Genomic DNA, 25,591 nt, shown 5'->3' on the forward strand with positions numbered 1-25,591 from the left:
AAGGACACACCCATGAGCGTCAAGGTCCGTATCCCCACCATCCTCCGCACCTACACCGGCGGCCAGGCCGAGGTTCCGGCCGAGGGCTCGACCCTCTCCCAGGTCATCGCGTCCCTGGAGCAGAACCACCCGGGCATCGCCGCCCGCGTCCTGGACGACCAGGGCAAGCTGCGCCGCTTCGTGAACGTGTACGTCAACGACGACGACGTCCGCTTCGAGGACGGCCTGAACACCGCGACGCCGGACGGCGCCGGCATTTCGATCATCCCGGCGGTGGCCGGCGGCTGCTGAGGCCCGACTCCCTGACATCACGATGTCCTGACGCCGTTCCGATGTCCTGACGCCCTGATGCCTGATGTCGCGATGTCCTGGTGTTCTTGATGCCGCGCCGATCGGCCGGGACTGTCGCCCGCGTTGTCGAATTGCCCTCTCCGGATTCAAACGGAGGGGGCAATTCTGCATGGTTGAGCGCGGTAGAGTAGGGGAAGTCCCCCCAGCTGCTCGCGCCAACCGCGTATGAGAATGCGCCCGGCCCCGACAAGATGCAGCCAAAGTGTGTGTTCCGCTTGCGGCATAAGTCACCTTTGCCCGGCCCGAGTTGCCCGGGAATCCTCTGAATCGCGCATATCCGGGTGTTCAGCGCTGCCCAGAATTCTCGTCCGATTGACCTGTTGCAGAGGGCAGTTGGACAGATACATTCAGCCGCGGTCGACGCGTTCCGGCGCACACGCCCTCTACCTGTCGGAGGGGGAGTTCTGACCCGGGTCCGCGAAGTGCGGACCTGCGCAAGGGCCAGTAATAGGGGAGTTAGGCATGGCTCAGGGCACCGTCAAGTGGTTCAACGCGGAGAAGGGGTACGGCTTCATCGCGGTCGACGGTGGTGCGGATGTTTTCGTCCACTACAGCGCGATCCAGATGGACGGATACCGCACCCTTGAAGAGGGTCAGCGAGTCGAGTTCGAGATCTCGCAGGGCCAGAAGGGGCCGCAGGCAGACATGGTCAAGCTCGCCGTCGGCTGAGTTCGAGCGGTCGGCCAACGACGCCACTCACGCACTGAGGGCCCGTACCCATGAGGTACGGGCCCTCAGTGCGTCCCGGACGCGCCCGGCGCGCGGACCTCGCGCCCCGCCCGCCCCCCCCGACGCGCCCGGCGCACCGTCCGCCACGCGCCCGGCGCACTGTCCACATCCCGAGGGGGACGCTTGCACTCTCGGGGGTCGAGTGCTAATCATTGGCGTTAGCACTCTCCAGGTGAGAGTGACAGAACTTGGACCGGGCCGGTGAGGCCCGCAGCCCGGTGGGGCAAGGAACCACCGGGTGCGCAGGCCGTCCGTCGCGGGCGCCATCCGGTCCGGAGAAATCCACCCCTGTCCGGGAGGACCACTTCACATGGCCAAGATCATCGCGTTCGACGAGGAGGCCCGGCGCGGTCTCGAGCGCGGCATGAACCAGCTCGCCGACGCCGTCAAGGTCACCCTTGGCCCCAAGGGTCGCAACGTCGTCCTTGAGAAGAAGTGGGGCGCCCCCACGATCACCAACGATGGTGTCTCCATCGCCAAGGAGATCGAGCTGGAGGACCCGTACGAGAAGATCGGTGCGGAGCTGGTCAAGGAGGTCGCCAAGAAGACGGACGACGTCGCCGGCGACGGTACGACCACCGCCACCGTTCTCGCCCAGGCGCTCGTCCGCGAGGGTCTGCGCAACGTCGCTGCGGGTGCCAACCCGATGGCGCTCAAGCGGGGCATCGAGAAGGCCGTCGAGGCCGTCTCCGCCGCCCTCCTGGAGCAGGCCAAGGACGTGGAGACCAAGGAGCAGATCGCTTCGACGGCCTCCATCTCCGCCGCCGACACCCAGATCGGCGAGCTCATCGCCGAGGCCATGGACAAGGTCGGCAAGGAAGGCGTCATCACCGTCGAGGAGTCCCAGACCTTCGGTCTGGAGCTGGAGCTCACCGAGGGTATGCGCTTCGACAAGGGCTACATCTCGGCGTACTTCGCCACCGACATGGAGCGTATGGAGGCGTCGCTCGACGACCCGTACATCCTGATCGTCAACTCGAAGATCAGCAACGTGAAGGACCTCCTTCCGCTGCTGGAGAAGGTCATGCAGTCCGGCAAGCCGCTGCTGATCATCGCCGAGGACGTCGAGGGCGAGGCCCTGTCGACCCTGGTCGTCAACAAGATCCGTGGCACCTTCAAGTCCGTCGCCGTCAAGGCCCCGGGCTTCGGCGACCGCCGCAAGGCCATGCTCGGCGACATCGCCATCCTCACCGGTGGCCAGGTCATCTCCGAGGAGGTCGGCCTCAAGCTGGAGAACGCCGGTCTCGACCTGCTCGGCCGCGCCCGCAAGGTCGTCATCACCAAGGACGAGACGACGATCGTCGACGGTGCCGGTGACAGCGACCAGGTCCAGGGCCGCGTCAACCAGATCCGCGCCGAGATCGAGAACTCCGACTCGGACTACGACCGCGAGAAGCTCCAGGAGCGCCTCGCGAAGCTGGCCGGCGGCGTGGCCGTCATCAAGGCCGGTGCCGCGACCGAGGTCGAGCTGAAGGAGCGCAAGCACCGCATCGAGGACGCGGTGCGCAACGCCAAGGCCGCCGTCGAGGAGGGCATCGTCGCCGGTGGTGGCGTGGCTCTGCTCCAGGCCTCGGCCGTCTTCGAGAAGCTGGAGCTCTCGGGTGACGAGGCGACCGGCGCCAACGCCGTGAAGCTCGCCCTGGAGGCCCCGCTCAAGCAGATCGCCGTCAACGGTGGTCTTGAGGGCGGCGTCGTCGTCGAGAAGGTGCGCAACCTGGCCGTCGGCCACGGTCTGAACGCCGCCACCGGCGAGTACGTCGACATGATCGCCGAGGGCATCCTCGACCCGGCGAAGGTCACGCGCTCCGCCCTGCAGAACGCCGCGTCCATCGCCGCGCTGTTCCTCACCACCGAGGCCGTCATCGCCGACAAGCCGGAGAAGGCCGCCGCGGCCGCTCCGGGCGGCATGCCGGGCGGTGACATGGACTTCTGATCCTGACGGATCGGTAGTTCCTTCCGCACGGCTTCCGAGCTCTGCGGGCGTTGGCCCCCGGGACCTTCTGGTCCCGGGGGCCAACGCCGTTCCGCGCTCCGTCGGGAAGCCGGCTTTCCCCGTGGAAGCCGGCTTTCTTCGATACGGAGGGCGGCTTCGCTGCGGGAGGGGGCCTCGCTGCGGAAGGTGGCTTTCGCTACGGAAGGTGGCTGAGGAGCCAGGTGCAGAGCTCTCCGGTGACGAGCGCGTGCGGTTCGTTCCGGGAGGCGAGCCGGTAGGCGTCCAGCCCGCCGGTCCCGGCCGGAAGCGCGGAGATGTCCTTGTACAACTCGTCGTCCGTGTCCAGCTCGCCGATGTCCACCGCGCTGACGGACGGCACGAAGCAGTGCGACCGGATGCGCACGGCGGTCGTGAGACCGAGATCGGGGTGCAGGGCGTTGAGCCCGTCGGCGAGGATGCCGAAGCCCTCCAGCGAGCCGCCGGGGGCGCCGTCGATCGAGGGGAGCCCCGTGGTCCGTACCTCGTGGGTCTTCGGGGCCACCACCCGGAGCTTCGCCACGGATTCGTCGGGGCCGGGCGCCTGGGTGTGGAGACGGGTGCCGACGACCGATCCGCCCGTGCCCTCCAGGGCCAGTTCACCCGCCCGTACGTCGGTGCCGACCCCGTCGGCCGTGCCGTTGGCGACCCCGATCAGCCGGGGACGGCGCGGCCACTCACCGACGGCCGCCATCTCGGCGAGGAACGCGGCGCGCGCCCCGTCCCGGTCCGGGGTGCCGTTCCACGTACCGATGTGCCGCCACAGCAGTTCCCGGGTGGCCGGGCTGTTGATCTGGTCGGAGAACCGGCCGTCGAGATCCCTGACGTAGTGCGCGAACGCCTGGAGCGCGACCGGGATCCAGGCGCCCCGGTGCGGGCTGTCGTACGAGAAGTACAGCTCCGTACCGTGGTCGAGGCCCTCGAACTCCATCCGGGCCAGCGCGTGACGGGTGACCAGCCCGCCCGTGCTGAACCCGCCGACGACCAGCGGGGTGCCGCCCTGCCGTTCCATCAGGGCACGGGTGATCGCGGCGCGTGCGGTGCGTGAGTTGTCCAGAATCGACGCCCCGCGGTCGTGGTGGCCGAGCAGGATGACGTCACGGCCACGGCGGCGCAGCTCGCTGATGAGGGGAAAGTCGCCGAACTCCAGGATCTGCCAGGAGGACTCCAGCTCGCTGGGGCCCGTCCCGAAACCGTCGGCCAGGATCACGGGCCGTACGAGACCGGGGTTCCCCTCGCCCCGGTACACCCAGGCGGTGCCGCCCGGCAGATCCCATACGGCGCTGGGCGACACCGGAAGCGAGCCGGGCCGCTCGGCGTCCAGCCGGGTACCGGGCGCCAGCGCGATGGCGGGCCTTTCGTGGAGCGCGGAGACGATCTGCTCGCGGGACGGCTCGGGCATGGGTGGCGTTCCCCTTTGGGACGGTTGATAACGATGCGCGCCCAGGGGAGCACGTGCCGAAGCCGTCCAGCGGGAGATGCCCGGCCAAACCACCCCCAGGTGGGAGCCACTTTCGGACACATCCCACTGCCCCGCCCGCCACCCGCCTCAGTGGTGCCAGGCGGTCCCGCCCGTGTTGTGGATGAACCGCTGGAGCACCTTGAGCGTGGTCAGGTACTCCTCGTCGGAGATACCGGCGTGCCGCTCCGCCCACAGCTCCGCCTGGAGGGCGGCGGCCTTCTCGTGGAACGCCCGGCCCTCGGCCGTGATGACGAGGCGCCCTTCGGCGTCCTCGGTGATCCAGCCCTGGGAAATGGTCCGGTCGATCTCCGCCTCCATGGCCTCCGGGCCGGTGTCGAGGTAGTTCCGCAGGAGCCGGGACACCTCGCCCCGATCCCTGCCGCCCTCGGCGTGCCCGGCCTGTGCGGTCCGTGCGGCCTGTGCGACCTGTGCGAGAACCCACCACTGCGGCTGGCTGGTGCCGATCCCTTCGAGCGCGGCCCGGGTCCGGGAGACGACGGCGTTGTAGGCGGCCCAACTCCAGTAGCCGATCGGCTGCTTGATCAGATCGGCGTCGTTGTGCGAGTAGTCCATGACTGCTTCCTCCACCGTTGCTCGGGTCGGTGTGACCTGGTCGATGTGGCCAGTGGGACCGACCGTAGAAGCTCAACCGCGCTTGGGGTCAAGGGAGTTCGGTGGGCGCCGAGGCGGCTCGCGGTTCTGTGCCCGCGCTCTCGTGTCTCGCGAATCACTCGATGCGGTGAACGTTACTGAGCGTAATGGCTCTGCAGGTGGTGGCTGGCTACAGTGTGTAATCACCCGCGTCCGCCTGGTGGTGGGTCGGTCGATGGGAGGCGTGGGATGAGGAAGTCGAAAGCGGCGGCAAGCGCGGTGCTCGCCGCCGGATTGTTCTTCGGTGGGGCCGGGGTCGCCATGGCTGCCGGATGGCAGCGGGTCCCTGACCTGGAGAGCGGGGGAGTGAAGCTTTCCAAGGGGCAGTACCGGTTCAATCCTGCGGGGCGGAATCACGGAGGGTTCGAATGGCAGGGCGACCTCGCGGATGTGTCTCCGGGTGACGGCAACAACGTGTACGTCCAGGTGCGAGTCGAGGGGTACAGCTGGAACCGCTTCAACGGGCAGCAGAAGAAGACGGTCCACCTCCACAAGACGGTCTACGACGGGGCGGCTCGGTACACCAGTACGGCCCACATCCGCGCTTGTCGTGACCGTGGATCCCTGCGCCCGGACAACTGCTCGCGCACCATGCACTACAAGAACAAGTAGCTACCGCCCGGCCCGGGCGGTAGCGCCCGGGCCGCTCTTCGAGGAGGTTCCCGTGGGCCAGGTAAGTGAGGTCGAGGTCCTGTCGGCCAGGGGTGTTGAGCTCTCGTACGGGAGCACGGTCGCGGTCAGGGATGCTTGGCTCTCTGTCGGACGGGGGGAGGTCGTGGCCGTCACCGGGCAGAGTGGCTCGGGGAAGTCGTCCTTGTTGTACTGCCTCGCGGGGGTTCTGCCGGTCGGTCGGGGAGTCGTGCGTTTCGAGGGACGGTCGCTGGGCGAGTTCGGGGACGCGGAACTGAGCGCGCTCCGGCGGGACCGCTTCGGGTTCGTCTTCCAGTACGGCGAATTGTTGCCGGAGCTGACCATCGAGGAGAACACCGCGCTTCCCCTGCGTCTCGCGGGGCAGCGCAAGGTGCGGGCGCATGCGGCGGCCGGTGAGGTGCTCGGGAGGCTGGGGCTGGGCGACCTGAGGCAGCGCAGGCCCTCAGAGGTGTCCGGTGGACAGAGCCAACGGGTGGCAGTGGCGAGAGCATTGGTCCATCGCCCGGCCGTCGTCTTCGCCGATGAGCCGACCGGGTCGCTGGACAGTGTCAACGCGGCGGCGGTGCTGGACGAGTTTCTGACACTCGCCCGGTCGCAGGGGACGGCGGTGGTGCTTGTCACCCATGATCCGGCGGTGGCGGGCCGGGCCGACAGCCGGTACGTGATGACGGACGGTGTGCTCGGCGCGCAGATGCCGGTGTGAGGGAAATCCTGCTGGGGTTCAGGCTGTTGCTCGGGTCCGAGCGCGAAAATCGGGTTCGGTTCCTGCTGATGGTGGTGGGTGGCTCGATCGGCGTGTGCTGTCTTGCCGCGGTCCTCACCATTCCCGCCGTTCTCGACGCACGGGACGGCCGGGTCGCGGCGCGGGAGCCGCGAGGCCCGCACTCCTCAGCGGCCGGTGCCACCCGTCTGCTGGCCACTGCCGATGCCTATGGTTCACGGCCATTGGGCCGGGTGTTCGTCGCCCGGGGCGAGAAGGTGCCCGACCCGCCGCCGGGGATTCCCGGGCTGCCGAATCCGGGCGAGGTGTTCGTGTCGCCCCGGCTCCATGATCTCCTGGGTGCGGAGCCCGGGGTGGGAAAGCTGCTGCCGGGCCGGGAGCGTGGCCTGATCGGCCCTGCCGGACTGGCCCACCCCGATGAGCTCTACGCGTACATCGGCATGCGCCCCGATCAGCTCCACGGCGGCTCGCCGGTGGCGGGGTTCGGGGTGCGGTGGGCGCCCAGCCCGGCCGTGGAGCCGTCCACACTCGACATCCTCCGGTTCACGCTGGCGGGCGTGGTGCTCCTGCCTCTGGCCGTCTTCCTCTCGGTGTGCGCCAGGCTCTCCGCGGCCACCCGACTCCGCCGGCTCGCGGCGCTGAGACTGCTCGGGCTGAGCGTCAAGGGCGTTGGGCGGGTCAACGCCGCAGAAACGGTCGTCGCCGCACTGTTCGGCGCGGTTCTCGGGCTTGCCGAGTACTGGCTGGTCAACCAGATCACCGCCCGTATCGGGCTGCCCGGCCTGAAGTGGTACGTGGGCGACGGTGATCTCACGGTGACCACGGTGGCCGTGTGCCTGGTCGGGGCTCCGGTGCTGGCCTGGTTCGCGGCGAGGGCCGGGGCCGCGAAGGCGGCGGCGAACCCCCTGGCCGTGCGGCGGAGCGGGGTGGCCGGAACGCCCCGTGCCTGGGGCGTGTTGCTGCTGGTTGCGGGCATGGGGATCGTCGTCGGCTACTGCGTGCTCGGCGTGCTGGACCGGCCACCGCGCGACACCGCGCTGTCCTCGCTGCTGATGCCCACCGCGGTGGTGATGGTCGGCATCGGCCTGGTGCTCACCCTGCCGGTGCTCAGTCACCGACTGTCGCGGCGGGTGGCGGGGGCCACGTCGTCCCTGCCGCTCGGGCTGGCCATGCGGCGGAACGAGGTCGAGCCGGGCAGCGCGCTCAGGGTCGCGTCGGGCCTGGTGCTGCTGGTTTTCGCCGCGTCCCTGGCGCAGGGTGTGCTGGTCGAGTTGGACCAGGTGTCCCGCCCGAACACCGTCCAGCAGGACTACCGCATCCCACTCGACGGCATCGGCGCGGCCGACGTGACGGCGCTGACGCTGCTGCCGGGGGTGAAGGGGAGCGTCACCGAGCAGCGGTCCTGGTTTGACGGGAACCTGGACGAGCCGCCCCCGGAGATCTCAGCCACGGTGGCGACGTGCGCGCAGCTGGCCAGAATGGTGACCGCCACCACCGGGTGCGTGGACGGGAAGGTCATGCGGCTCACCGACGAGCGGGTGCCCTCCGGCCCGGAGCGGATCGGTGAGGTGTTCCCCTTCCGGTTCTGGCAGGGATCCCGCCGCACGACCGTGGAGGTGACGGTCCCGCAGAGGGAGGTCCGCTTCCGCGCACATGACTTGTCAGCGGTGGACTCGGACATCCTGGTCCCGCCTTCGATGGTGCCGAAGAAGGCCCGGCCGGGCAACGCCACACTCCTCCTGACGAGCGGGCCGGATCCAGCGGTCGTGCGGGGTGTGCTGGACGGGATCGGTGCCCTCGCGCCGACCGCCGCCGTCGACCTGGTGGGGACGAACGTCGAGGGGATGCAACAGATCGCTGTCGTCAAGGCGCTGTTGGGGGCAGGGATGGTGCTGGGGCTGGTGATCGGTGTCGCGGCCTACCTGGTGTCGGTGACCGATCGGGCCGTGGAACGAAGAGCGCAGGTCACGGCGTTGTCCCTGCTTGGGGCGCGGCCCCGGACGCTGCGTGTGGTGCAGTGCGTCCAGGTGGTTTCGCCGTTGGCGGTGGGGCTGCTGCTCGCATTGGTGGCGGGGAAGCTCACCGAGTCCGGTTACCTGATCACCGGGGGCGGTGCGGTGTTCTGGGACGGGGCGGGGGTCCCGCTGTTGCTGTTCTCGGCCGCCGGCGTTGTGGTGGTCGCCGCGATCGGCGCTCTGCCGCTGGTCGGAAGACGGGTGGACCCCGAGCTGATCGGGCGGGACTGACGGGCCCGGTGTGCCGGAGGGGGGTGGGCTCCGGCACACCGGGTCGGCCAAGGCGGGCTGCCCCGATCGGATCGGATCGGATCGGGAGGGGCCTGGGCGGGATGGTTCGGACCGGGTCGGGACGGACCGGGGCGGGCTCGCGGCTCGCGTGGCGGACCCTGATCCCCGATCCGGCCTGGTGCGGGTGGGGTGTTCTAGGGCGTGTTTCGAAAGTCCCGTCTGCCCGGAGGCGCCCGGCACGCACGCTCGCCGCGTTGTCGGGATCACCCCGATACGTCCAGTATCGGGGCGACCCTCCGCCTTGCGATCGCACGCACCGGACACCCCCGGGCCTGCCCTCCGGGCAGACGACGCTACTTTCAAAACACGCCCTAGTCGCGGTGGGGGCCGATGACGGTGGTTCCGTCGTGCACCGTGATGGCCAGGGCGGGGCAGATGTCGGAGGCGTCCAGCACCCGTTCGTCCGGCTCGATCTCGTCGGTCCGTGCGCGGGCGCGCTCGCCGTCGAGTTCGAACACCTCGGGGACCGTGCCGGCGCACATGCCGGAGCCCTGGCAGAGCTGGGGGTCGACGCGTACGTTCCAGGTCATGGCGGTCACCATTCCACCGGCATGACGCGTGGGCCGCGCACCAGCATCTCGGACTTCCAGGTGACGTCGGCCGCCAGGCGCAGTCCGGGGAAGCGGGTGATGAGGGCGGACAGCGCCTCCTGGAGCTCCAGCCGGGCCAGTGGGGCGCCCAGGCAGTGGTGGACTCCGTGGCCGAACCCGAGGTGCTGGTTGCCCTCGCGGGCGATGTCGAGGACGCCCGGGGCGGAGAACCGGAGGGCGTCGCGGTTGGCGGCGCCGACGGCGACCAGGACCGGGCTGCCCGCGCGGACGAGCGTGCCGCCGACCTCGATGTCCTCGGTGGCGTACCGGGCCTGCCCGGCTCCGCTGCCCAGGGGGACGAAGCGGAGCAGTTCCTCCACCGCGTTCGGGACGAGCGAGGGCTCGGCCCTGAGGCGGGCGAGCTGGTCGGGGTGGTCCAGGAGGGTGAGGACGAAGTTGGGGATCTGGGACGCGGTGGTCTCGTGCCCGGCGACCAGGATGCCCACGCACAGATCGACGAGTTCGAGTTCGGAGAGCCGGTCGCCGCCGTCGCGGGCCTCGATGAGCGCCGTCATCAGGTCGTCCTGCGGGGCTTGGCGGTGCTGCTCGATCAACCCGGCCATGTAGGCCCGCAGTTCCTCGCGGCTCGCCTCGAACTCCTCGGCCGTCAGGGAGCTGGTCGACAGTGCGTCGTCGCTCCACTTGCGGAAGAGTGGCCGGTCCTCGGTGGGCACGCCCAGCATGCGGCAGATCACGGCGACCGGTAGCGGCAGGGCGAAGAGATCGACCAGGTCGGCGGGGGCCCCGGTCGCCTCCATCGCGTCCAGGAGTTCCCCGGTCAGCTCGCGGACCTGGGGGCGCAGCTTCTCGACCTGGCGGACGGTGAACGCCTTGGCGACGAGGGAGCGCAGCCGGGTGTGGTCGGGCGGGTCCATGCCGAGGATGCCGCCGTCCCGTTTTCCTTCGGACTGCCGGGGCTCGTCGTGCGAGGCGGCAGCGGCCCGGCTGAAGCGCTGGTCGCCCAGGACCAGTCGGGCGTCGGCGTAGCGGGTGACGAGCCAGGCCGGCTCGCCGTAGGGCATCTGGACCCTTAACAGGCCGGGCTGTTCGCGTACGCGTTCGTAGGCGTCGGCGAGCTGGAGCCCGTCGGGGGTGTTGAAGGGATAGGCGAGGGGTGAGATGTCAGCGGTGGTCACTGCGTCCTCCCGGATGTAAGCAGCTGCTTACAACGGTAGGAGCCTCTGTCTCCGGCGGTCAACGATGCTTTACGGCCGTTATCCTGACGGGCCGTTCGAGAGGAGAGCGCCATGGAACCCGGTTCCGTTCCGCCGCCCGAAGAGCGCCGCAGGGACGCGGCGGCCACTCGTCGGCGGCTGTTGGAGGCGGCCCGTGACCTGTTCGCGGAGCGGGGCTACGAGGGGGCGACGGTCCGGAGCATCGCGGCACGGGCCGGGGCCAACCAGGCATTGTTGTTCCGCTATTTCGGCTCGAAACGAGGTTTGCTCACGGAGGTCATGGCGCAGGGCGGTCTGGAACAGGTGCGGGCGACGCCGCCGGAGGAACTGTTCGAGGCCGCTCTGCGATCGATGCTGACCCGCAGCGCGGAGGGGACGGAGGACCGCTCCCTGGAGGTCTATCTGCGTTCGACGGGGCGCGGTGGTGAGTCGGCCGGGACGCTGCGGGAGCTGGGGGAGGAGTACCAGAAGGCGCTGGCCGGGCTCTCCGATGCCCCCGACGCGGTGCTGCGGGCGGATCTCGCGATGGCCTGGCTGCTGGGCATCGGTCTGATGCGGACGGTGGTCGCGCGCGAGCCGCTGGCCGGTGCGGAGCCGGACGAGGTCTGCCGTCTGGTGCTCGGCACGCTCGGCCACCTCTGGGCGGCGCCACCAGGTGAGGCGGAGGGGGCGGAGGAGGCGCCGGGGGCGCCGACTCCGTAACGGCGCACCGGGTGGATGCGACGTGACCGGGCCCGGAACGGAAAGTCCCGGGCCCGGAGGGAACGAGCGGCCGCCGGTCAGGCGTTGTTGCGCTCGAAGACGGCGAAGGCCGCCTCCTGGCGCCACTCGGTCGCCGCCTTCGGGTTGGCGGCGAGGTAGCGGGCGCAGCGCGGGCTCGGGCGGTCGCTGCCCAGCCGGTCGGCCAGACAGGCGGCGACCGGGCGGTAGGCGGACGGGGCGGTGTTCCGGGCCCACAGGCTGCGGCCCTCGCGGAAGGCGTACTCCAGCGAGGCGCGGGCCAGGTCCTTCAGCTCGACGTAGCCGAGGTCGTAGGTGCTGGAGGCGTACTGGAACTCGTGGCTGATGTCGATCCGGGAGACGCCCGGGTCGTCGGTGGCCAGCACGATCGGGACGCCGTAGCGGCGGTACGCGTTGAACGGGTGGTCGTCGCCGGCGATGCCGAGGATCTGCTTGTTGCTGGAGAACGGCACCTCCACGGCCACGTCGCGCCGGGCCATCGTCCGGGCCAGCTGCCGCCAGTCGTCCTCGTGGACCAGGTCGACGCCGTGTCCGACGCGCTCGGTGCCCGCGACGAGTACGGCCTCGCGGATGTGGAAGGTCAGGTCCTTGGGCTTGACCAGGCCGGGTGCCAGCTCACCGGCGTGCAGGGTGAGGTGGGAGCCCGGGTACTGGCCGCGCAGGTACTTCAGCATCCGCATCTGGAGGCTGTAGTCGGCCAGCGCGGTGGCGCCGTCCTCGGGCTGTACGAGGTTGACCGCGACGAACCTCGGGTCGCGCTCGGCCAGCCGCATGCCGACCGCCATCTGCGTGAACACCCGGACCGGGGAGCTGCCCCGGGACACCTGGGAGATCCAGCGGACCGGGAGCCGGCAGCCCGGGTCGGGGCGCGCGGTGTCGCAGTGCGCGGTCGCCCGGAACTGCACGTCGGTGTCGTCGGCCTCCTTGACCGCCTCGTCCACCACCCGGTCGAGCTGTCCGCCGGCCAGCAGCTTGCGGTGCAGGGCGGCGAGGTCGGAGTCGTAACCGACCTTGTCGGCGAGCGCCTTGCTGCTGTCCGAAGCGGGGGTGACCAGGGTTTCCAGGTAGAACTGGTTCTGCTCGGCCACGGTGTTGGCCACGTTGGCGAGCATCTTCCCCCTGGTGTACCAGGTGGCCATGGAGAACTTGCCGAACGTGTCGAAGAAGTGGTCGTGCCCGAGCTCGTTGGGCGGGAAGTCCTGCATCGACCAGGCCCGGACGATCTGCCGGCGGAACGCGGCGTCGCGCTGCGCGTCGGCCGCGGGGCGGGTGCCCGGACCGCACGGCGGCGCCACGGCCGTCATCGTCGCGTCGATGCAGAGCCCGTCCTCGGCCGCGAGCTTGATCAGGTATTCGGTGGTGACCGCACCCGAGAGGTGGTTGTGCAGGTCGCCGCCCTTGGGCAGGGCCTTGAAGAAGGTCTTCAGCCGCGCCGGGTTGTTCCGCAGCGACGCGAGGTGCGCGGAGGTCCTGGCCTCGGCGGGGGTGACGGCACGGGGCAGGAGGCGGGCGGCGGAGTGGGCGGCCGGGGCCTGTGCGGGGGCGGCGGCCGCCGCCGGGATCGCCGGGAGCAGGGTCAGTACGGCGAGTGCGCCGAGTCCGGCCGTGCGCAGCGACGCGGGGCGGGGACGGGGACGGTGGGCCGTCCGGAATGTTGAGATCACCGCCGCATGATTGCGTCCGGAGAGGGTATTCATCGTCCAAACCACATGTATGGCCTGAAACCTCCACTCAATCGAGGGATTTCGGTCTTTGTTCCCCGTTCTCCGGGCAGGCGATGGTGACGCCGCTCAATGAGAGGGCGGGAGTGGTGTGGGAAGAGGGTGGTGGTGGGGGCTCTGTGGAGGTTCGGGGGCTACGGGGAGTGTTGGGCGGTGCGTCCGCGTTCGTTGGTGCGCCGCACTCCGGAGGAGTGAATCGCTTGGGCGCAGCATGACAACTCCCTGTGACAGATGTGCGGTTGCGGGTTCTGCGCCTCTTCCGGGCGTGCGGCGCGTTGGACACGCTGGGTGTGCATTTTCGTTACTCAGCGTGGAAAGGAATGGCTCATGACGATCAAGGAACGGCGCGGGGCGGCGGAGGGCAGAGTGCGGGCTGCGGAGGACGCGGTGACGCGGTTGAAGGAGGGGTTCTCGAACGTCGGGATCACTCTGCCGTCGCTGCGGATCGACCCGGTGTCGTGTGCGGCGGACGACTCGTCGGCGCCGCTGGTGGACCTGGGGCGGTGCAACCTCGATACGGCGCTGCGGCTGAGCACGGTGCTGGAGGCGCAGAGGTCGGCCGGTCATGCGGAGTGAGGACCGCGAGCCGGGGGCGCCCGAGCCGGGGTCGTTCGCGGTGGACATCCGGGACGGCCGGGTGGGGCGCGTGATGGGGACGATCGGTCCGTACGTGCAGTTGCGGGCGCCCGGCGGCGGGCCGGAGTGGGAGTGCCCGCCGGATTCGGTGCGCCCGGCGCCGTTGCGGGAGGTCCTGCGGGCCAGGGTCCGGGAGGTCAACCGGGAGGGGAGGCTGCCGTGAGGGTGCCGGGTTTGCCGCGTTGACCACGCGGGCGTGGGGCGTCGACGGGAACGGGAGCGGTGACGAGACGGACCAGCGCCGTTACGCCGTTCCCGTCGACGCTCCCCGCCCGCCCGGCCGCCCACCCGCCCGGCCGCCCGTAGTCGTGGGGCCCGGTGGCCCGGTGGCTAATGGGGCCGGTGCTTCGTGGGGTCGGTGGTGGGTCAGACTCCGGCGGGTTCCTTCGTCGGGGAGTCGGGGCCGTTGCCCCGGGGGTCTGTGCTCGTCCCCGTGGCCGGGTTCGGGGACGGGGACGGGGCGGGGGCCGGTTCCTGTGCGACGTCGAACTCCGCCAGCAGGTCCTTGCCGAAGCCGAAGAAGTACGTCGCGAGGAAGCCGGTGAGGTAGCCGGCCAGCAGGCCGCCCGCGTAGATCGCGGCGGTGGTGCCCAGGCCGTGGTTGCCGTCGAGGAGCGGGAAGAGCGCCCAGCCGGACGGGCCGATGGCCGTGGAACCGACCTTGTCGCCGAGCTGGTTGAACAGACCGACGAAGCCGCCGCCGAACGCGCCGCCCACGCATGCCGTGACGAACGGACGGCCGAGCGGGAGGCTGACGCCGTAGATCAGCGGTTCACCGACGCCGAGCAGACCGGCCGGCAGTGCGGACTTGATGGTGCGGCGGATCGACCCGTTGCGGGGAAGGCGGAAGTAGACCGCGACGGCCGCGCCGACCTGGCCGGCGCCCGCCATCGCGAGGATCGGGAGCAGCACGGTGTAGCCCTGCTGCTCGATGAGGGTGGTGTGGATCGGGATCAGCGCCTGGTGCAGGCCCAGCATCACCAGGGGCAGGAAGAGGCCGCCGAGGACGAACCCCGCGCCCGCGCCGCCGTGGGAGAGCAGCCAGTCGGCGAAGGTGCCGATGGCGGTGGAGACCTCACCGGCCAGGTACATCAGGCCGAAGATCGTCACCAGGCCGGAGACCAGGACCGTCAGGGTCGGGGTGACCAGGACGTCCAGCGCCTCCGGGACCCAGCGGCGGCACCACTTCTCCACGTACACCGCGAGCACCGCCGCGCCGAGCGCGCCCAGCACACCGCCCTGTCCCGGGGAGAGCTTCTGGCCGAACGCCTCGATGTTCGCGACGCCGGGGAAGACGATGATCGCGGCGACCGCGCCGCCCAGGATCGGCGTTCCGCCGAACTCCTTCGCCGTGTTGAAGCCGACGAACACGGCGATCAGCGCCATGAAGCCGGAGGCCATCGCGGCCAGCGCGGGGGTGACGGAGGGCAGCCGGCCCAGGTTCACCAGCAGTCCGTTGAGGCCGGCGATGATGCCGCAGCCGATGAGCGCGGGGATCAGCGGGACGAAGATGTTGGCGATCCGGCGCAGGAACAGCTTGAACGGGGTGGCGTTCTTCGCCTTCCGCGCCGCCTTCATCGCGGCTCCCTGCGCGGCCAGCCCGGCCGCGGAGGCGTCGGGTCCGGAGGGGGCCGACGCGGGGTCGGTGGTTCCGGCGGTGGCTCCGGGGGCGCCTTCCGGAGTGGGGTGTGCGCCGGGCTCCGTCGCCCGAGCCTCCTCGATGAGCCGTTCGAACTCCGGGGTGACTCGGGCGACGGTCCCCGGGCCGAGGACGATCTGGTACGTGTCGTCCTCGACCACGCCCATGACGGCGGGGACCGCCTTCAGGGCTTCGTCGTCGACGAGCGAGCGGTCGTGCAGACCCAGCCGGAGCCGGGTCATGCAGTGGGCGACGGAGTCGACGTTCGCGGCGCCGCCGACGAGCGGGAGGATCGCGGCGGCGGTGGCGCGGTTCTTGTCTTCTGGTGCCATGGTGCGGGGGCCTTGCTGTGGGGGGTGCGGGTGGTGCGGGCAGTGCGGGTGATGCGGAGGGGGGCGGGTGACACGAGGGGGGAAGTGGTGCGGGTGGGGCGGTCGGGTCAGTCGGTGTCGGTCGTGGCGGCGAGGGCGGCGCGGAGGTGGCCGTCGGACGCGGCCAGCAGCGTGGCGGCGGTCTCCCCGTCGACCTGACCGAGGATGGTGAGGATGGCGTTCTTCACCTCGCCGTCGGTCGCGGCCAGGGCGGCCTCGATCTCGGCGTCGGAGGCCCCGGTGGCGAGCGAGACGATCCGGCGGGAGCGGGCGCGCAGCTTCTCGTTGGAGGCGCGGACGTCGACCATCAGGTTCCCGTACGTCTTGCCGAGCCGGATCATCGTGATCGTCGAGATCATGTTGAGGACGAGCTTCTGGGCCGTGCCCGCCTTGAGCCGGGTGGAGCCGGTGAGCAGCTCCGGGCCCACGACGACCTCGATGCCGTGCTCCGCCGCGGCGCCCAGCGCGGAGTCCGCGTTGCAGGACAGACCGATCGTCAGGGCGCCCCTGGCGCGGGCGTGCTCGACGGCGCCGATCGCATACGGCGTGCGGCCGGAGGCGGAGATGCCGACCACGGTGTCGTCGGCGGTGAGGTGCAGCGCGTCGAGGTCGGCGGCGGCCAGCTCCTTGCTGTCCTCGGCGCCCTCGACGGCCTTGACCATGGCGCCGGGGCCGCCCGCGATCAGCCCGATGACCTCGGACGGGTCGGTGTTGAAGGTGGGCGGGCATTCGCTGGCGTCGAGCACGCCGAGCCGGCCGGCGGTACCCGCGCCCGCGTAGATCAGCCGGCCGCCGCGGGCCATGCGCGCCGCGGTGCCGTCGATGGCGGCGGCTATCTCGGGGAGCCGGGCGGCGACGGCGGTCGGTACGGACTGGTCCTCGCCGTTCATGATGCGGGCGATGTCGAGCGTGCCGAGGCGGTCGATCTCGGCGAGCTCCGGCCGGAACGCCTCGGTGGTGAGCGTCGCCAGCTCGGCGCGCAGCTCGCCGTATCCGCCGGCGGCGTCGGGGGAAGTGGTGGAGGTCATGGGGGGCGGCTCAGCTTTCTCGGTCTTCGTCTCGATCGGGTGCGAGCGGTTCGGTTGCGTGCGGTTCGGGAGTGCGTGGGGCGGAAGCGCGGGGTGCGGTTCTGGTCCGTACGGCTCTGCGGGTGCCCCGGTCCGTCGGGGCGGGCCCGGTCAGCGGGGGCGCGGGGTGTGGCGGTGGGCGAGTGCTTCGTAGGAGGCGGCGAGGGCCGGTGCGGCCGTTTCGTAGGTGCGCTGCGCGACACCTATGAACAGGCAGTCGACCACGAGGAGCTGGCTCGTGCGGCTCGACATGGCCGCAGGGCGCAGTTCGCTCTCCCGGGCGGTGGACGTGGTCAGTACGTGGTCGGCGTACTGCGTGACCGGGCCGTCGGGGCGGCCGGTGATCGCGACGGTCGTCGCACCCCGGTCGAAGGCGACCCGCAGCGGCTCGATCACGTCGCCCGTGGAGCCGGAGTGCGTGATCGCTATCGCCACGTCGCCCGAGCGCAGCTGGACGGCGTTGGTCACCGCGAGGTGCGGGTCCGTGTGCGCGTGCGCGATGAGGCCGATCCGGGCGAGCTTCTGCGCCAGGTCCTGGCCGACGAGCGAGGAGGCGCCGACCCCGTAGATGTCGATGCGGCGGGCGGTGGCGGCGGCGGCCACGGCGGCGCCGAGCTGCACCGTGTCGAGCCCGGCGGCCGTGTCGGCGAGGGTCTGCTGTTCGTCGTAGGCCAGCTTGGCGACCACGTCCGCGATCGGGTCGTCGACCGCTATGTCGGCGGTGACGGAGGGGGCCCGGCCGGACTGCTGGTGCGCGGCGAGCCCGGCGAGGGCCAGGCGCAGGTCGCGGTAGCCGGGGTAGCCGAGGAGACGGGCGGTGCGGACCACGGTGGCCTCGCTGGTGCCGGTGAGCTCGGCGAGACCGGTGACCGTGAGGGCGGCGCAGCCGGCCGGATCCCCGGCTACGGCCTCGGCGACGCGCTGCATCGAACGGGTCATGGACGGCGCGAGCGTACGTACCTTGGCCGCGAGGGCCGCCGGGGCGGGCGGGGACTCGGCGCTGAAACTTTCCTTCAGGTCATGGGTCACATTTGAAAGATATTTTCAACCCGGTTGGCCGTCAACCCCTCCCTTGGTCCCTCTTCCTTCGGCCGGTCGCCGGTCTGTCTGCTTCCGGCCGTTCGGGCGGACCGTTCCCGGCCGTCCGGCGGTCCTGAGGGGCGGGTGCCGGGCGTTCCCGGCCGCGCGCGGGTTCGTGCCCGGCGGGCCGGGCCGCACGGCCGGGAGACAATGGGGCCATGGAGATGAATCCCTTGGAACAGGCCCTGCACACGGCCCGTGCGCTGGTCATGGCCGATCTCGCCGCCGGGGGCGTCGCCGAGGCCGGGATCGTCTCGCTGGTCGAGGACGCGGTGACGCACCGCCGCTGGTGGGTCGAGCAGTGGCCGGAGGGCGTCGAGTTCGTGGTCGGGCTGGTCGCCCAGGACGTGCAGGACGCCCTGCTCGAACGGTACGGACGCTGGCCGCTCTGCCCGGTCTGCGACGCGGGCGACCCGCACGCCCTCGACGTCGAACCCGAGCTGGGACCGGACCCGCACTGGGTGTGCGCCAAGGCCGCGGTGGCGGTGGCGCCGGTCGGTTCGCTGGCCGGGATACCGCGCCGGTGACCCTGTACATCGACCCGCCGCAGTGGCCGGGGCACGGCCGGTTCTGGTCGCATCTGGTCAGCGACGTGTCCTTCGAGGAGCTGCACGCCTTCGCGGCGTCCATCGGCTGCCCGCCCCGGGCCTTCGACCGGGACCACTACGACGTACCGGAGTCCCATTACGAGGACGCGGTACGGGCCGGGGCCCGGCAGATCGGCTCGAAGGAGCTGGTCCGCCGGATCACGGAGGCGGGGCTGCGCCGCCCCAAACGACGACCGGCCCCCGGCGCCTGACGGCGGAATCCGGGGACCGGCGTACGCGGTGCGCGGCGCACGTGATGTACGCGGCGTGCACCGGCGCGCGTGCGAGGGGTGCGGGATCAGGGGCGTACCTCCGCGGCCGCCTCCACCGGCTCCGACGCCGCGGCCGGAGCCCCCGTCACCCGGCGCGAGCGGCCGCCGCCCTGGAGCCGCAGCGCGATCACCACGGCCACCAGCGCCACCACCGTCATCGCGCCCCCCGCCCACGCCGTCGACGTGAAGCCGAAGTCGGCGTCGATCACCGCACCGCCCAGCCAGGGGCCGCCCGTGTTGCCCAGGTTGAAGGCGGCGGTCGTCGTCGCCCCCGCCAGCGTCGGGGCGGCGCCCGCGACGTTGAACATCCGGGCGTTCAGCGCCGGGGCCGTGTAGAACGCCGAGACTCCCAGCAGGAACGCGAGCACGACCGCCGCGACCGGGCTCGACGCGAACAGCGCCAGCGCGACCAGGAAGACCGTCGAGGCGGCGATCCCGCTCATCAGCACCCCGAAGAGATGCGCGTCCGCGACCCGGCCGCCGATCGTCGTACCGATCAGCGCGCCGACCCCGAAGAGCGCGAGCACGGTCGGCACCCAGCCCGAGTCCAGCCCGGCGACGTCCGTCAGCAGCGGGGCCAGATAGCTGAACGCGCAGAAGACACCGCCTGCGGCGAGCGCCGTGATCACGATCGCCAGCCACACCTGCCGGTCCCGGTAGATGGCCATCTCCCGCTTCAGCCGGGGCTTCTGCTCCGGCAGCGGGATGCGCGGGATCAGCGTCGCCACCCCGACCAGTGCCACCGCGGAGGCCGCGCCGACCGCCCAGAACGCCGACCGCCAGCCGAGGTTCTCCCCGAGGAACGCGCCCAGCGGCACACCGAGCACATTGGCGATCGACAGACCGCCGATCATCACGGCCATCGCGCGGGCCCGCGCGTTCACCGGCACCATCGCGATGGCGACCGCCGCGCCCACCGCCCAGAACCCGGCGCAGGCGAACGCGCTCACCACCCGGGACGCGAACAGCACCTCGTACGTCGGGGCCAGCGCGCCCGCCACCTGGCCGAGCCCGAAGACGGTGATCAGGGTGATCAGGGTGGTCCGGCGGGGCAGCCGGAGCGTGGCGACGGCGAGCAGCGGGGCACCGATCACCATGCCGATCGCGAAGGCGGATATGAGGAGTCCGGCGCGCGGGATGGACACGTTCATGTCGTCGGCGATGGGCGGCAGCAGACCGGAGAGCATGAACTCACTGGTCCCCAGGGCGAAGACCGAGAGTCCCAGGATGTAGACGGCCAGGGGCATGCGGGAGCGTCGAGCGGCAGAGTCGGGCATGCCAGCAGACAACCGTGTCCGGCGCCGTCAGATTCCCGGCGCTTGTCGGATTTACGTAGTTGTCACCTTCCGGTCGCCCGGCCCCGTTGCCGGCAGGCGGGCGAAGGGGCTCAGCCGTTCAGCAGCTCCAGCTCGGTCAGCAGGTTCCGCCGCGCCCGGGGCTCCCAGTGCTCCGCCCCGTAGGGCGTACGGAACAGCCTTGGCAGCCCGAGCAGTTGGCGGAGCACCGCCGCCCGCCCCTCCCGGAACGCCTCGTCGGGCACGAAGCCGTACTCCTCGCGCACCCGGGCCGCGTACGCCGCGTACTCCTCCGGGCCCGCCGCGAGCACCGCCAGGTCCGAGTCGCAGAGCACCTCCCCGTTCGCGTCGCCGTCCGCCGGGTCGTGGGTGACGGTCAGCCGGACGAGACGGGCGACCTCGGCCGTGACCCCGTCCGGCACTCCGGCCTCGGGGAGGGCGCGCTCGGCCAGCGCGGCGCTGCGCTCCTCGTTCTCGGACCGGTCGGGCCGGTAGACCGCGTCGTGGAACCAGGCGGCGAGGCGCACCGCGTCCACGTCGGCCGCGTACGGGACGAGTGTGTCGATGTGGCCGAGCACGGCGACCAGGTGTGCGGTGGTGTGGTACTTCCGCTGTGGCTCGGCCCAGCGGGCCAGCAGGTTGTCGGCGTACGGGGCCGGGTCGGGGCCGGGGGCGCCGCCCCGCGCACCGACGAGCGCCGTCCGCCAGCGCTCACGGAGGGAGTCGTCGCGCCCCGCGCCGGGGGCACCGTTCGCACGGGAGCTGTCGGTCATGGCACCGACCCTAAGGGCTCGCCCCGCGCTACGTCCTGAGCGCGGCGGCGACGGGACGGTGGTCGCTGCCGGTGGCGGGGAGGGTCCAGGCGTCGGTGGGGGTGACGTCCCGGACGAGGATGTGGTCGACCCGGGCGATCGGGAAGGCCGCGGGCCAGCTGAAGCCGAAACCGCTGCCCGCCTCGTCCTCGACCGAGGTCAGCCGGGACATCAACGGGGCGAGGCGGCGGTCGGTGGTGGCGCCGTTGAGGTCGCCCAGCAGGAGGACCTTCCTCTGCCGCTCGTCGTCGAGCGTGCGGTCGAGGGCGGTGAGGGCCGCGTCGCGCCGCCCGATCGTGAAGCCGGCGGCGCCGACGCGTACCGAGGGCAGGTGGACCACGTAGACGGCGAGCGGGCCGTTCGGCGCCTCGACCCGGGCGCGCAGGGAGCGGCTCCAACCGGGGTCGATGGTGATACGGCGGGATTCGGCGAGGGGGTAGCGGCTCCACAGGGCGACGGTGCCGATGCGTACGGAGTGCGGGAGCCGGCGGTCCAGTACCTCGCGGTACGCGGGCAGCGCGTCGTCGGTGATCTCCTCCAGGGCGACCAGGTCGGGGTCGGCGGCCAGCAGCGCACGGGCGGTCGCGGTGGGGTCGGGATTGATGGCGCCGACGTTGTGCGTGACCACGGTCAGGTCCGGTTTTCCCCCGCTCCCCCCGCCGAGGAGCAGGGGTCCGAACACGCCGACCCACACGGCCCCGAGCAGAAGCGCGGCGACGACGGCCGTTACCGACCTGCGGAAGAGAGCGGTCAGGAGCAGCGCCGGGACGACCAGGCCGGTCCAGGGCAGCAGGGTTTCGAGCAGGCTGCCGAGGTTGCCCGGCCGGTTGGGCACGAGCGGGTGGCCGACCATCAGGAGCGCCGCCCCCGCCGCGACGGCGCTCGTGGTCCGGCCCGTACGGAACACCGGGCCGTACCGGCGCGGGAGCCGCTCCGGCCGGTCCGGCCCCGGCCGGTCCGGGGCGTGCAGGTCCGGTGCGTGCACGGGGTCGGCCATCGGCCCGGAGAGATCGGAGAGGTCGGTGGGACCAGAGAGGCCGGAGAGGTCGGTGGCACCGGAGAGGCCGGCGGGGTCGGAGAATCCGCCTCCGATGTACACATCCGGATAGGGGTCCTCGCGCAGATCGGCCATGACATGTCCTTCGGAAGCTAGGAGGCGCGGAAGCGCGGATGATCGGAAGCCCGGGGGCAGGGAGCGACGCCGCACCGGTCAGCCGGCGGCGTCGGTCCGCGGCGTCGGGCAGCGGCCGCCAGGGCTGGTCAGCAGCTCGAAATGCCACATCTCGTTGTTGTAGACCTGGCACAGGCCGTAGTCGGCGCCGTTGCGGATGAGCCAGTCGTCGGCGTCGGTGGGGCCGATGTCGACGGCCTTCCCGGACACGTGGGTCGACTTCTCCGGGGTGTTCACGAACTGCCGCGCCTTCTTCTCGCTCCCGTACCTCTGGATGGCCTCGTCCAGCAGGCGCTGCTGGTGCTCCCTGCTGCGCCATCCCGAGGTGACCCGGAATTCGATGCCGTCCTCGCGGGCGTCCCGGGCCGCCTTCCGTACGGCCTCCAGCAGGTTCTCGTCCAGCCGGTCGATGGCCGGGGACCGGGTGTCGAAGGGGGTGAGGTCACGTTCCCGGGGGGTGTCGCCGCCGTCGGTGCTCCGCGGTGAGGCCCCTGCCGTCGCCGGGCCGCTCGGCCCCCGGTCCGCCGCCGCGGCGGCGCGGGCGGCCGGTTCGCTCCGGGCCGCGGTGCCGCATGCCGCCGCGAGCGCCAGCACCCCGACCGCGCACACCCCTGCCGCCGTCCGGACGGGGAAGCGGCGCGCCGCCGGGGCGGAAGGGCTCGCTGCCGGGTCGTCGTGCATGGTGGCCTCCGGAAATCTCGGTCGGGGCGGGCGGCGGGTGCCGCGGGCCGATGCACCGAGTGAAGAGCGGACCGTGTTGTGGGGCCGTCTCGATTTCCCCATACGTTTTCGATAGGTCCGGAGCGCTACGTTTTCGATGGGCCCGGCATGGTTCATGTGGGAGGTCCGGGTGCGAAGCAGAGCAGGAGAGGCCGTATGCGGGTGCTGATTGTCGAGGACGAGCTGTATCTCGCCGAGGCGGTGCAGGCGGGTCTGAGGCTCGAAGCCATCGCCTCCGACATCGCCGGGGACGGCGACGCCGCCCTGGAGCGCCTGGAAGTGAACGAGTACGACGTCGTCGTACTCGACCGCGACGTCCCGGGGACGCACGGCGACGACGTGTGCCGGGCCATCGTGGAACGGCGGCTGGGCTGCCGGGTGCTCATGCTGACCGCGGCGGGGCTCCTCGACCAGAAGGTCACCGGTTTCGAGATCGGTGCCGACGACTACCTGACGAAGCCCTTCGACCTGAAGGAGCTGGTCGTACGGCTGCGCTCACTGGCCCGCCGGCCCAAGGACAGTACGCCCCCGGTCATCGAGTGCGCCGGAATCCGGCTGGACCCGTTCCGGCGCGAGGTCTTCCGCGACGGCCGGTACGTGGCGCTCACCCGGAAGCAGTTCGCCGTCCTGGAGGTCCTGATGGCCGCGCGCGGCGGCGTCGTCAGCGCGGAGACGCTGCTGGAGCGGGCCTGGGACGAGAACGCCGACCCGTTCACCAACGCCGTCCGCATCACCATCTCCACCCTCCGCAAACGGCTCGGCGAACCCTCCGCCATCCAGACCGTGCCGGGCGTCGGCTACCGCATCGACGGGCCGACCGGGTCCGCCGGGTGAACCGCCGCACGGCACCCGGCCAGGAATCCGGGGAGACGGAGCGGGGCGCGTCGCGGACCGCGCGGCCGCGGCGGCTGACCGCCCGGATGAAACTCACCCTGACCTACGCGCTGTTCGTCCTCGGCTCGGGGGCACTCAGCCTGATCGTGGTCTACCTGGCCATGCGCTTCCTGCCCAACTACCCGCTGACCGCGGTGAACCCGCAGGCCGCGGCCCTGGCCGCCCGGCCGGACATCCTTCAGGCCCTGTTCGTGGCCGCCGGCGTCACCCTGCTGCTCCTGGCGCTGCTCGGGCTCGGCGGCGGGTGGATCATCGCGGGCCGCGTCCTGCGCCCCCTCCAGGAGATCACCCGAGCGGCCGGGCGGGCCGCCGACGGCTCCCTGGACCACCGCATCGGACTCACCGGCCCGCGCGACGAGTTCACCGAACTCTCCGACACCTTCGACGACATGCTCGCCCGCCTCCAGAGGTCCTTCGAGGCCCAGCAGCGTTTCGCCGCCAACGCCTCGCACGAGCTGCGCACCCCGCTCGCCGTCAGCCGCACCATGCTCGACGTGGCCGCGGCCGACCCCGACGGCCAGGACTACCGGCAGCTCGTCTCCCGGCTCAGCGAGACCAACCGGCGCGGCATCGAGATCACCGACGCCCTGCTGGAACTCTCCGCGCTCGACCACACCCCGCCCGCCACCCGGCGCCTCGACCTCGCCGACACCGCCCGGGGAGCCGTCGACGCCGTCCGCGAGGAGGCGGGGGCGCGGGGCGTCACCGTGACCACCGACATCCGCCCGGCCCCGGCCACCGGCAACGACGTCCTGCTGCGTCAGCTCGTCGTGAACCTGCTCCACAACGCCGTACGGCACAACCTGCCCACGGACGGAACGCTCACCCTGACCACCGGCCCCGACCCGGCGCGTCCCGGCCACGCCCTCCTGACCGTCGCCAACGCCGGACCGCTGGTGGCCGGGACGGTCGACCGGCTCACCGAACCGTTCCTGCGGGGCGGCGGGCGGGTGGTCGGGCCGGACCCGGGGCGGCGCGGTCACGGCCTCGGGCTGGCGATCGTCGCCAGCATCGTCCGCGCCCACCACGCGGACCTGGCGCTGACCCCCAACCCCGGGGGAGGGCTCACCGTCCGGGTGTCGCTGCCGGGTCCGCCGCCCGACGACGAGGGCCCGTCCGGTCGCGCTCGGCCGGACGGGCCCTGAGGGGTGCGGCGCACGTCGGCGGGACGGCGCCCTGAGGGGTGCCGTCCCGCCGACGTGCGCCGAGGCCGTCAGCTCCTCCCGGCCGCCGCCTTGAACCCCCGCAGCCGCAGCGAGTTGCCGACCACGAAGACCGAGGAGAACGCCATCGCGGCGCCCGCGATCATCGGGTTGAGCAGCCCGGCCGCCGCGAGCGGCAGCGCGGCCACGTTGTAGGCGAAGGCCCAGAACAGGTTGGTGCGGATGGTGCCGAGCGTCCGGCGCGACAGCCGGATGGCGTCGGCGGCGGACCGCAGGTCACCGCGGACCAGCGTCAGGTCGCCCGCCTCGATCGCGGCGTCCGTACCCGTCCCCATCGCGAGGCCCAGATCGGCCTGGGCGAGGGCGGCGGCGTCGTTGACCCCGTCCCCGACCATGGCGACCGAACGCCCCTCGGCCTGGAGCTTCTTGACGACGTCGACCTTGTCCTCCGGCATGACCTCCGCGTACACCTTCTCGATCCCGACCTCGGCCGCGACCGACTCGGCCACCGCCCGGTTGTCACCGGTCAGCAGGATCGGGGTCAGCCCCAGGCCCCGCAGCCGCTCGATGGCCTCGGCGCTGGTGTCCTTGATCTTGTCGGCGACCTCCAGGACGGCTCGTGCCTCGCCGTCCCAGGCGACGGTGATGGCGGTCCGGCCGGCGGCCTCGGCGGCTGCCTTGAGTCGGGCGAGTTCCGCGGGGAGGTGGATCTCCCACTGGGTGAGGAGTTGTTCGCGGCCGACGAGGACGGCGTGGCCGTCGACGATGCCCTGGACGCCGAGTCCGGGGACGTTGGCGAAGTCCTCGGGGGTGGGGA

26 protein-coding genes are annotated in these 25,591 nt (G+C 71.7%); 13 read left to right on the forward strand and 13 right to left on the reverse strand.

Translation table 11 applies throughout. The features are described 5' to 3' along the window. Nucleotides 1–12 precede the first annotated feature (12 nt). From ACWC97_RS25460 to groL, 3 genes are all read left to right on the forward strand, one after another. On the forward strand, nucleotides 13–291 hold the full coding sequence (locus ACWC97_RS25460; RefSeq protein ID WP_352280048.1) for a ubiquitin-like small modifier protein 1: 279 nt from the start codon (nucleotides 13–15) through the stop codon (nucleotides 289–291). A 522-nt stretch (nucleotides 292–813) separates the two neighbouring features. After that, nucleotides 814–1,020 carry a cold-shock protein gene (locus tag ACWC97_RS25465; RefSeq protein ID WP_003967346.1) on the forward strand — a complete coding sequence of 69 codons (207 nt, stop codon included), beginning with the start codon at nucleotides 814–816 and terminating at the stop codon, nucleotides 1,018–1,020. A 370-nt stretch (nucleotides 1,021–1,390) separates the two neighbouring features. Continuing rightward, on the forward strand, nucleotides 1,391–3,013 hold the full coding sequence (gene groL, locus ACWC97_RS25470) for a chaperonin GroEL (RefSeq protein WP_352280049.1): 1,623 nt from the start codon (nucleotides 1,391–1,393) through the stop codon (nucleotides 3,011–3,013). 196 nt (nucleotides 3,014–3,209) lie between these two features. Here groL and ACWC97_RS25475 read toward each other — a convergent pair whose 3' ends face one another. Next, entirely contained in the window at nucleotides 3,210–4,451 is a 1,242-nt protein-coding gene (locus ACWC97_RS25475; protein ID WP_450651762.1) for an esterase/lipase family protein, read from the reverse strand. A 147-nt stretch (nucleotides 4,452–4,598) separates the two neighbouring features. Continuing rightward, the gene (locus tag ACWC97_RS25480; protein ID WP_450651764.1) at nucleotides 4,599–5,084 is read right to left on the reverse strand and encodes a MarR family winged helix-turn-helix transcriptional regulator; all 486 of its coding nucleotides are present in this window, start codon (nucleotides 5,082–5,084) and stop codon (nucleotides 4,599–4,601) included. Nucleotides 5,085–5,351: 267 nt separating this feature from the next. On the opposite strand from ACWC97_RS25480, the gene ACWC97_RS25485 reads away from it, so the two are divergent. The 3 genes from ACWC97_RS25485 (at nucleotide 5,352) to ACWC97_RS25495 (ending at nucleotide 8,780) form a co-directional block, all read left to right on the forward strand. Next, a complete protein-coding gene (locus ACWC97_RS25485; protein WP_352280052.1) occupies nucleotides 5,352–5,774 on the forward strand; it encodes a hypothetical protein in 423 nt (140 codons plus the stop codon). Between the two features lie 52 nt (nucleotides 5,775–5,826). Further along, entirely contained in the window at nucleotides 5,827–6,516 is a 690-nt protein-coding gene (locus ACWC97_RS25490) for an ABC transporter ATP-binding protein (RefSeq protein ID WP_352280053.1), read from the forward strand. A 68-nt stretch (nucleotides 6,517–6,584) separates the two neighbouring features. Next, nucleotides 6,585–8,780 carry an ABC transporter permease gene (locus tag ACWC97_RS25495; RefSeq protein WP_450651767.1) on the forward strand — a complete coding sequence of 732 codons (2,196 nt, stop codon included), beginning with the start codon at nucleotides 6,585–6,587 and terminating at the stop codon, nucleotides 8,778–8,780. Between the two features lie 371 nt (nucleotides 8,781–9,151). Here ACWC97_RS25495 and ACWC97_RS25500 read toward each other — a convergent pair whose 3' ends face one another. Together ACWC97_RS25500 and ACWC97_RS25505 are read right to left on the reverse strand one after the other, a co-directional pair. Continuing rightward, nucleotides 9,152–9,370: a ferredoxin gene (locus ACWC97_RS25500; protein ID WP_352280055.1), complete on the reverse strand. Its 219-nt coding sequence runs from the start codon at nucleotides 9,368–9,370 to the stop codon at nucleotides 9,152–9,154. Between the two features lie 5 nt (nucleotides 9,371–9,375). Continuing rightward, nucleotides 9,376–10,566, reverse strand: coding sequence for a cytochrome P450 (locus ACWC97_RS25505; protein ID WP_352280056.1), 1,191 nt, complete (start codon nucleotides 10,564–10,566; stop codon nucleotides 9,376–9,378). A gap of 111 nt (nucleotides 10,567–10,677) precedes the next feature. On the opposite strand from ACWC97_RS25505, the gene ACWC97_RS25510 reads away from it, so the two are divergent. Continuing rightward, nucleotides 10,678–11,307, forward strand: a complete 630-nt coding sequence (locus tag ACWC97_RS25510; protein WP_352280057.1) for a TetR/AcrR family transcriptional regulator — start codon at nucleotides 10,678–10,680, stop codon at nucleotides 11,305–11,307. A 77-nt stretch (nucleotides 11,308–11,384) separates the two neighbouring features. On the opposite strand, the gene ACWC97_RS25515 is transcribed toward ACWC97_RS25510, so the two are convergent. Continuing rightward, nucleotides 11,385–13,010 carry an adenosine deaminase family protein gene (locus tag ACWC97_RS25515; protein ID WP_450651770.1) on the reverse strand — a complete coding sequence of 542 codons (1,626 nt, stop codon included), beginning with the start codon at nucleotides 13,008–13,010 and terminating at the stop codon, nucleotides 11,385–11,387. A gap of 384 nt (nucleotides 13,011–13,394) precedes the next feature. Between ACWC97_RS25515 and ACWC97_RS25520 the strand changes: the two genes are divergently transcribed. Next, nucleotides 13,395–13,643 (forward strand): hypothetical protein, encoded by a 249-nt coding sequence (locus ACWC97_RS25520; RefSeq protein ID WP_352280059.1) that lies wholly within the window; start codon nucleotides 13,395–13,397, stop codon nucleotides 13,641–13,643. Next, nucleotides 13,633–13,866, forward strand: a complete 234-nt coding sequence (locus tag ACWC97_RS25525; RefSeq protein WP_352280060.1) for a hypothetical protein — start codon at nucleotides 13,633–13,635, stop codon at nucleotides 13,864–13,866. The genes ACWC97_RS25520 and ACWC97_RS25525 overlap by 11 nt, the downstream gene beginning before the upstream one ends. Nucleotides 13,867–14,069: 203 nt before the next feature. Here ACWC97_RS25525 and ACWC97_RS25530 read toward each other — a convergent pair whose 3' ends face one another. The 3 genes from ACWC97_RS25530 to ACWC97_RS25540 form a co-directional block, all read right to left on the reverse strand. Then, on the reverse strand, nucleotides 14,070–15,674 hold the full coding sequence (locus ACWC97_RS25530) for a PTS transporter subunit EIIC (RefSeq protein ID WP_450651772.1): 1,605 nt from the start codon (nucleotides 15,672–15,674) through the stop codon (nucleotides 14,070–14,072). 107 nt (nucleotides 15,675–15,781) lie between these two features. Then, complete coding sequence (gene murQ, locus ACWC97_RS25535; RefSeq protein WP_352280062.1) at nucleotides 15,782–16,741, reverse strand: N-acetylmuramic acid 6-phosphate etherase; 960 nt, start codon at nucleotides 16,739–16,741, stop codon at nucleotides 15,782–15,784. A 150-nt stretch (nucleotides 16,742–16,891) separates the two neighbouring features. After that, the gene (locus tag ACWC97_RS25540; protein WP_366298363.1) at nucleotides 16,892–17,809 is read right to left on the reverse strand and encodes a MurR/RpiR family transcriptional regulator; all 918 of its coding nucleotides are present in this window, start codon (nucleotides 17,807–17,809) and stop codon (nucleotides 16,892–16,894) included. A 209-nt stretch (nucleotides 17,810–18,018) separates the two neighbouring features. Here ACWC97_RS25540 and ACWC97_RS25545 point away from each other — a divergent pair, with 209 nt between their 5' ends. Together ACWC97_RS25545 and ACWC97_RS25550 are read left to right on the forward strand one after the other, a co-directional pair. Beyond that, nucleotides 18,019–18,387 (forward strand): hypothetical protein, encoded by a 369-nt coding sequence (locus ACWC97_RS25545; protein ID WP_352280064.1) that lies wholly within the window; start codon nucleotides 18,019–18,021, stop codon nucleotides 18,385–18,387. Next, nucleotides 18,384–18,659, forward strand: a complete 276-nt coding sequence (locus ACWC97_RS25550) for a DUF4031 domain-containing protein (protein ID WP_352280065.1) — start codon at nucleotides 18,384–18,386, stop codon at nucleotides 18,657–18,659. Before ACWC97_RS25545 ends, ACWC97_RS25550 begins: the two co-directional genes overlap by 4 nt. Nucleotides 18,660–18,745: 86 nt before the next feature. On the opposite strand, the gene ACWC97_RS25555 is transcribed toward ACWC97_RS25550, so the two are convergent. From ACWC97_RS25555 to ACWC97_RS25570, 4 genes are all read right to left on the reverse strand, one after another. After that, nucleotides 18,746–19,966, reverse strand: coding sequence for a Cmx/CmrA family chloramphenicol efflux MFS transporter (locus ACWC97_RS25555; RefSeq protein WP_450651775.1), 1,221 nt, complete (start codon nucleotides 19,964–19,966; stop codon nucleotides 18,746–18,748). Nucleotides 19,967–20,106: 140 nt separating this feature from the next. Next, nucleotides 20,107–20,787 (reverse strand): HD domain-containing protein, encoded by a 681-nt coding sequence (locus ACWC97_RS25560; protein WP_450651776.1) that lies wholly within the window; start codon nucleotides 20,785–20,787, stop codon nucleotides 20,107–20,109. Nucleotides 20,788–20,815: 28 nt separating this feature from the next. Beyond that, nucleotides 20,816–21,823, reverse strand: coding sequence for an endonuclease/exonuclease/phosphatase family protein (locus ACWC97_RS25565; RefSeq protein WP_450651793.1), 1,008 nt, complete (start codon nucleotides 21,821–21,823; stop codon nucleotides 20,816–20,818). 213 nt (nucleotides 21,824–22,036) lie between these two features. Then, nucleotides 22,037–22,678 (reverse strand): M15 family metallopeptidase, encoded by a 642-nt coding sequence (locus tag ACWC97_RS25570; RefSeq protein WP_352280068.1) that lies wholly within the window; start codon nucleotides 22,676–22,678, stop codon nucleotides 22,037–22,039. 195 nt (nucleotides 22,679–22,873) lie between these two features. On the opposite strand from ACWC97_RS25570, the gene ACWC97_RS25575 reads away from it, so the two are divergent. Further along, nucleotides 22,874–23,551: a response regulator transcription factor gene (locus ACWC97_RS25575; RefSeq protein ID WP_352280069.1), complete on the forward strand. Its 678-nt coding sequence runs from the start codon at nucleotides 22,874–22,876 to the stop codon at nucleotides 23,549–23,551. Then, on the forward strand, nucleotides 23,548–24,756 hold the full coding sequence (locus tag ACWC97_RS25580) for a sensor histidine kinase (RefSeq protein WP_352280070.1): 1,209 nt from the start codon (nucleotides 23,548–23,550) through the stop codon (nucleotides 24,754–24,756). The genes ACWC97_RS25575 and ACWC97_RS25580 overlap by 4 nt, the downstream gene beginning before the upstream one ends. Before the next feature lie 68 nt (nucleotides 24,757–24,824). On the opposite strand, the gene ACWC97_RS25585 is transcribed toward ACWC97_RS25580, so the two are convergent. Next, nucleotides 24,825–25,591, reverse strand: a 767-nt coding sequence (locus ACWC97_RS25585; RefSeq protein WP_450651779.1) for an HAD-IC family P-type ATPase, incomplete at its 5' end; no start/stop codon positions are given.

This window comes from Streptomyces sp. NPDC001108 (assembly GCF_053598535.1).

What these genes read in the sequence shown, in the direction of transcription:
- ACWC97_RS25560 (WP_450651776.1), bottom strand. Translation starts at nt 20,787, where the DNA reads ATGACCGACAGCTCCCGTGCGAACGGTGCCCCCGGCGCGGGGCGCGAC.
- murQ (WP_352280062.1), bottom strand. Translation starts at nt 16,741, where the DNA reads ATGACCTCCACCACTTCCCCCGACGCCGCCGGCGGATACGGCGAGCTG.
- ACWC97_RS25525 (WP_352280060.1), top strand. Translation starts at nt 13,633, where the DNA reads ATGCGGAGTGAGGACCGCGAGCCGGGGGCGCCCGAGCCGGGGTCGTTC.
- ACWC97_RS25495 (WP_450651767.1), top strand. Translation starts at nt 6,585, where the DNA reads ATGGTGGTGGGTGGCTCGATCGGCGTGTGCTGTCTTGCCGCGGTCCTC.
- ACWC97_RS25485 (WP_352280052.1), top strand. Translation starts at nt 5,352, where the DNA reads ATGAGGAAGTCGAAAGCGGCGGCAAGCGCGGTGCTCGCCGCCGGATTG.
- groL (WP_352280049.1), top strand. Translation starts at nt 1,391, where the DNA reads ATGGCCAAGATCATCGCGTTCGACGAGGAGGCCCGGCGCGGTCTCGAG.
- ACWC97_RS25500 (WP_352280055.1), bottom strand. Translation starts at nt 9,370, where the DNA reads ATGACCTGGAACGTACGCGTCGACCCCCAGCTCTGCCAGGGCTCCGGC.
- ACWC97_RS25555 (WP_450651775.1), bottom strand. Translation starts at nt 19,966, where the DNA reads ATGCCCCTGGCCGTCTACATCCTGGGACTCTCGGTCTTCGCCCTGGGG.
- ACWC97_RS25480 (WP_450651764.1), bottom strand. Translation starts at nt 5,084, where the DNA reads ATGGACTACTCGCACAACGACGCCGATCTGATCAAGCAGCCGATCGGC.
- ACWC97_RS25510 (WP_352280057.1), top strand. Translation starts at nt 10,678, where the DNA reads ATGGAACCCGGTTCCGTTCCGCCGCCCGAAGAGCGCCGCAGGGACGCG.
- ACWC97_RS25570 (WP_352280068.1), bottom strand. Translation starts at nt 22,678, where the DNA reads ATGCACGACGACCCGGCAGCGAGCCCTTCCGCCCCGGCGGCGCGCCGC.
- ACWC97_RS25520 (WP_352280059.1), top strand. Translation starts at nt 13,395, where the DNA reads ATGACGATCAAGGAACGGCGCGGGGCGGCGGAGGGCAGAGTGCGGGCT.
- ACWC97_RS25575 (WP_352280069.1), top strand. Translation starts at nt 22,874, where the DNA reads ATGCGGGTGCTGATTGTCGAGGACGAGCTGTATCTCGCCGAGGCGGTG.
- ACWC97_RS25475 (WP_450651762.1), bottom strand. Translation starts at nt 4,451, where the DNA reads ATGCCCGAGCCGTCCCGCGAGCAGATCGTCTCCGCGCTCCACGAAAGG.
- ACWC97_RS25565 (WP_450651793.1), bottom strand. Translation starts at nt 21,823, where the DNA reads ATGGCCGACCCCGTGCACGCACCGGACCTGCACGCCCCGGACCGGCCG.
- ACWC97_RS25460 (WP_352280048.1), top strand. Translation starts at nt 13, where the DNA reads ATGAGCGTCAAGGTCCGTATCCCCACCATCCTCCGCACCTACACCGGC.
- ACWC97_RS25545 (WP_352280064.1), top strand. Translation starts at nt 18,019, where the DNA reads ATGGAGATGAATCCCTTGGAACAGGCCCTGCACACGGCCCGTGCGCTG.
- ACWC97_RS25530 (WP_450651772.1), bottom strand. Translation starts at nt 15,674, where the DNA reads ATGGCACCAGAAGACAAGAACCGCGCCACCGCCGCCGCGATCCTCCCG.
- ACWC97_RS25465 (WP_003967346.1), top strand. Translation starts at nt 814, where the DNA reads ATGGCTCAGGGCACCGTCAAGTGGTTCAACGCGGAGAAGGGGTACGGC.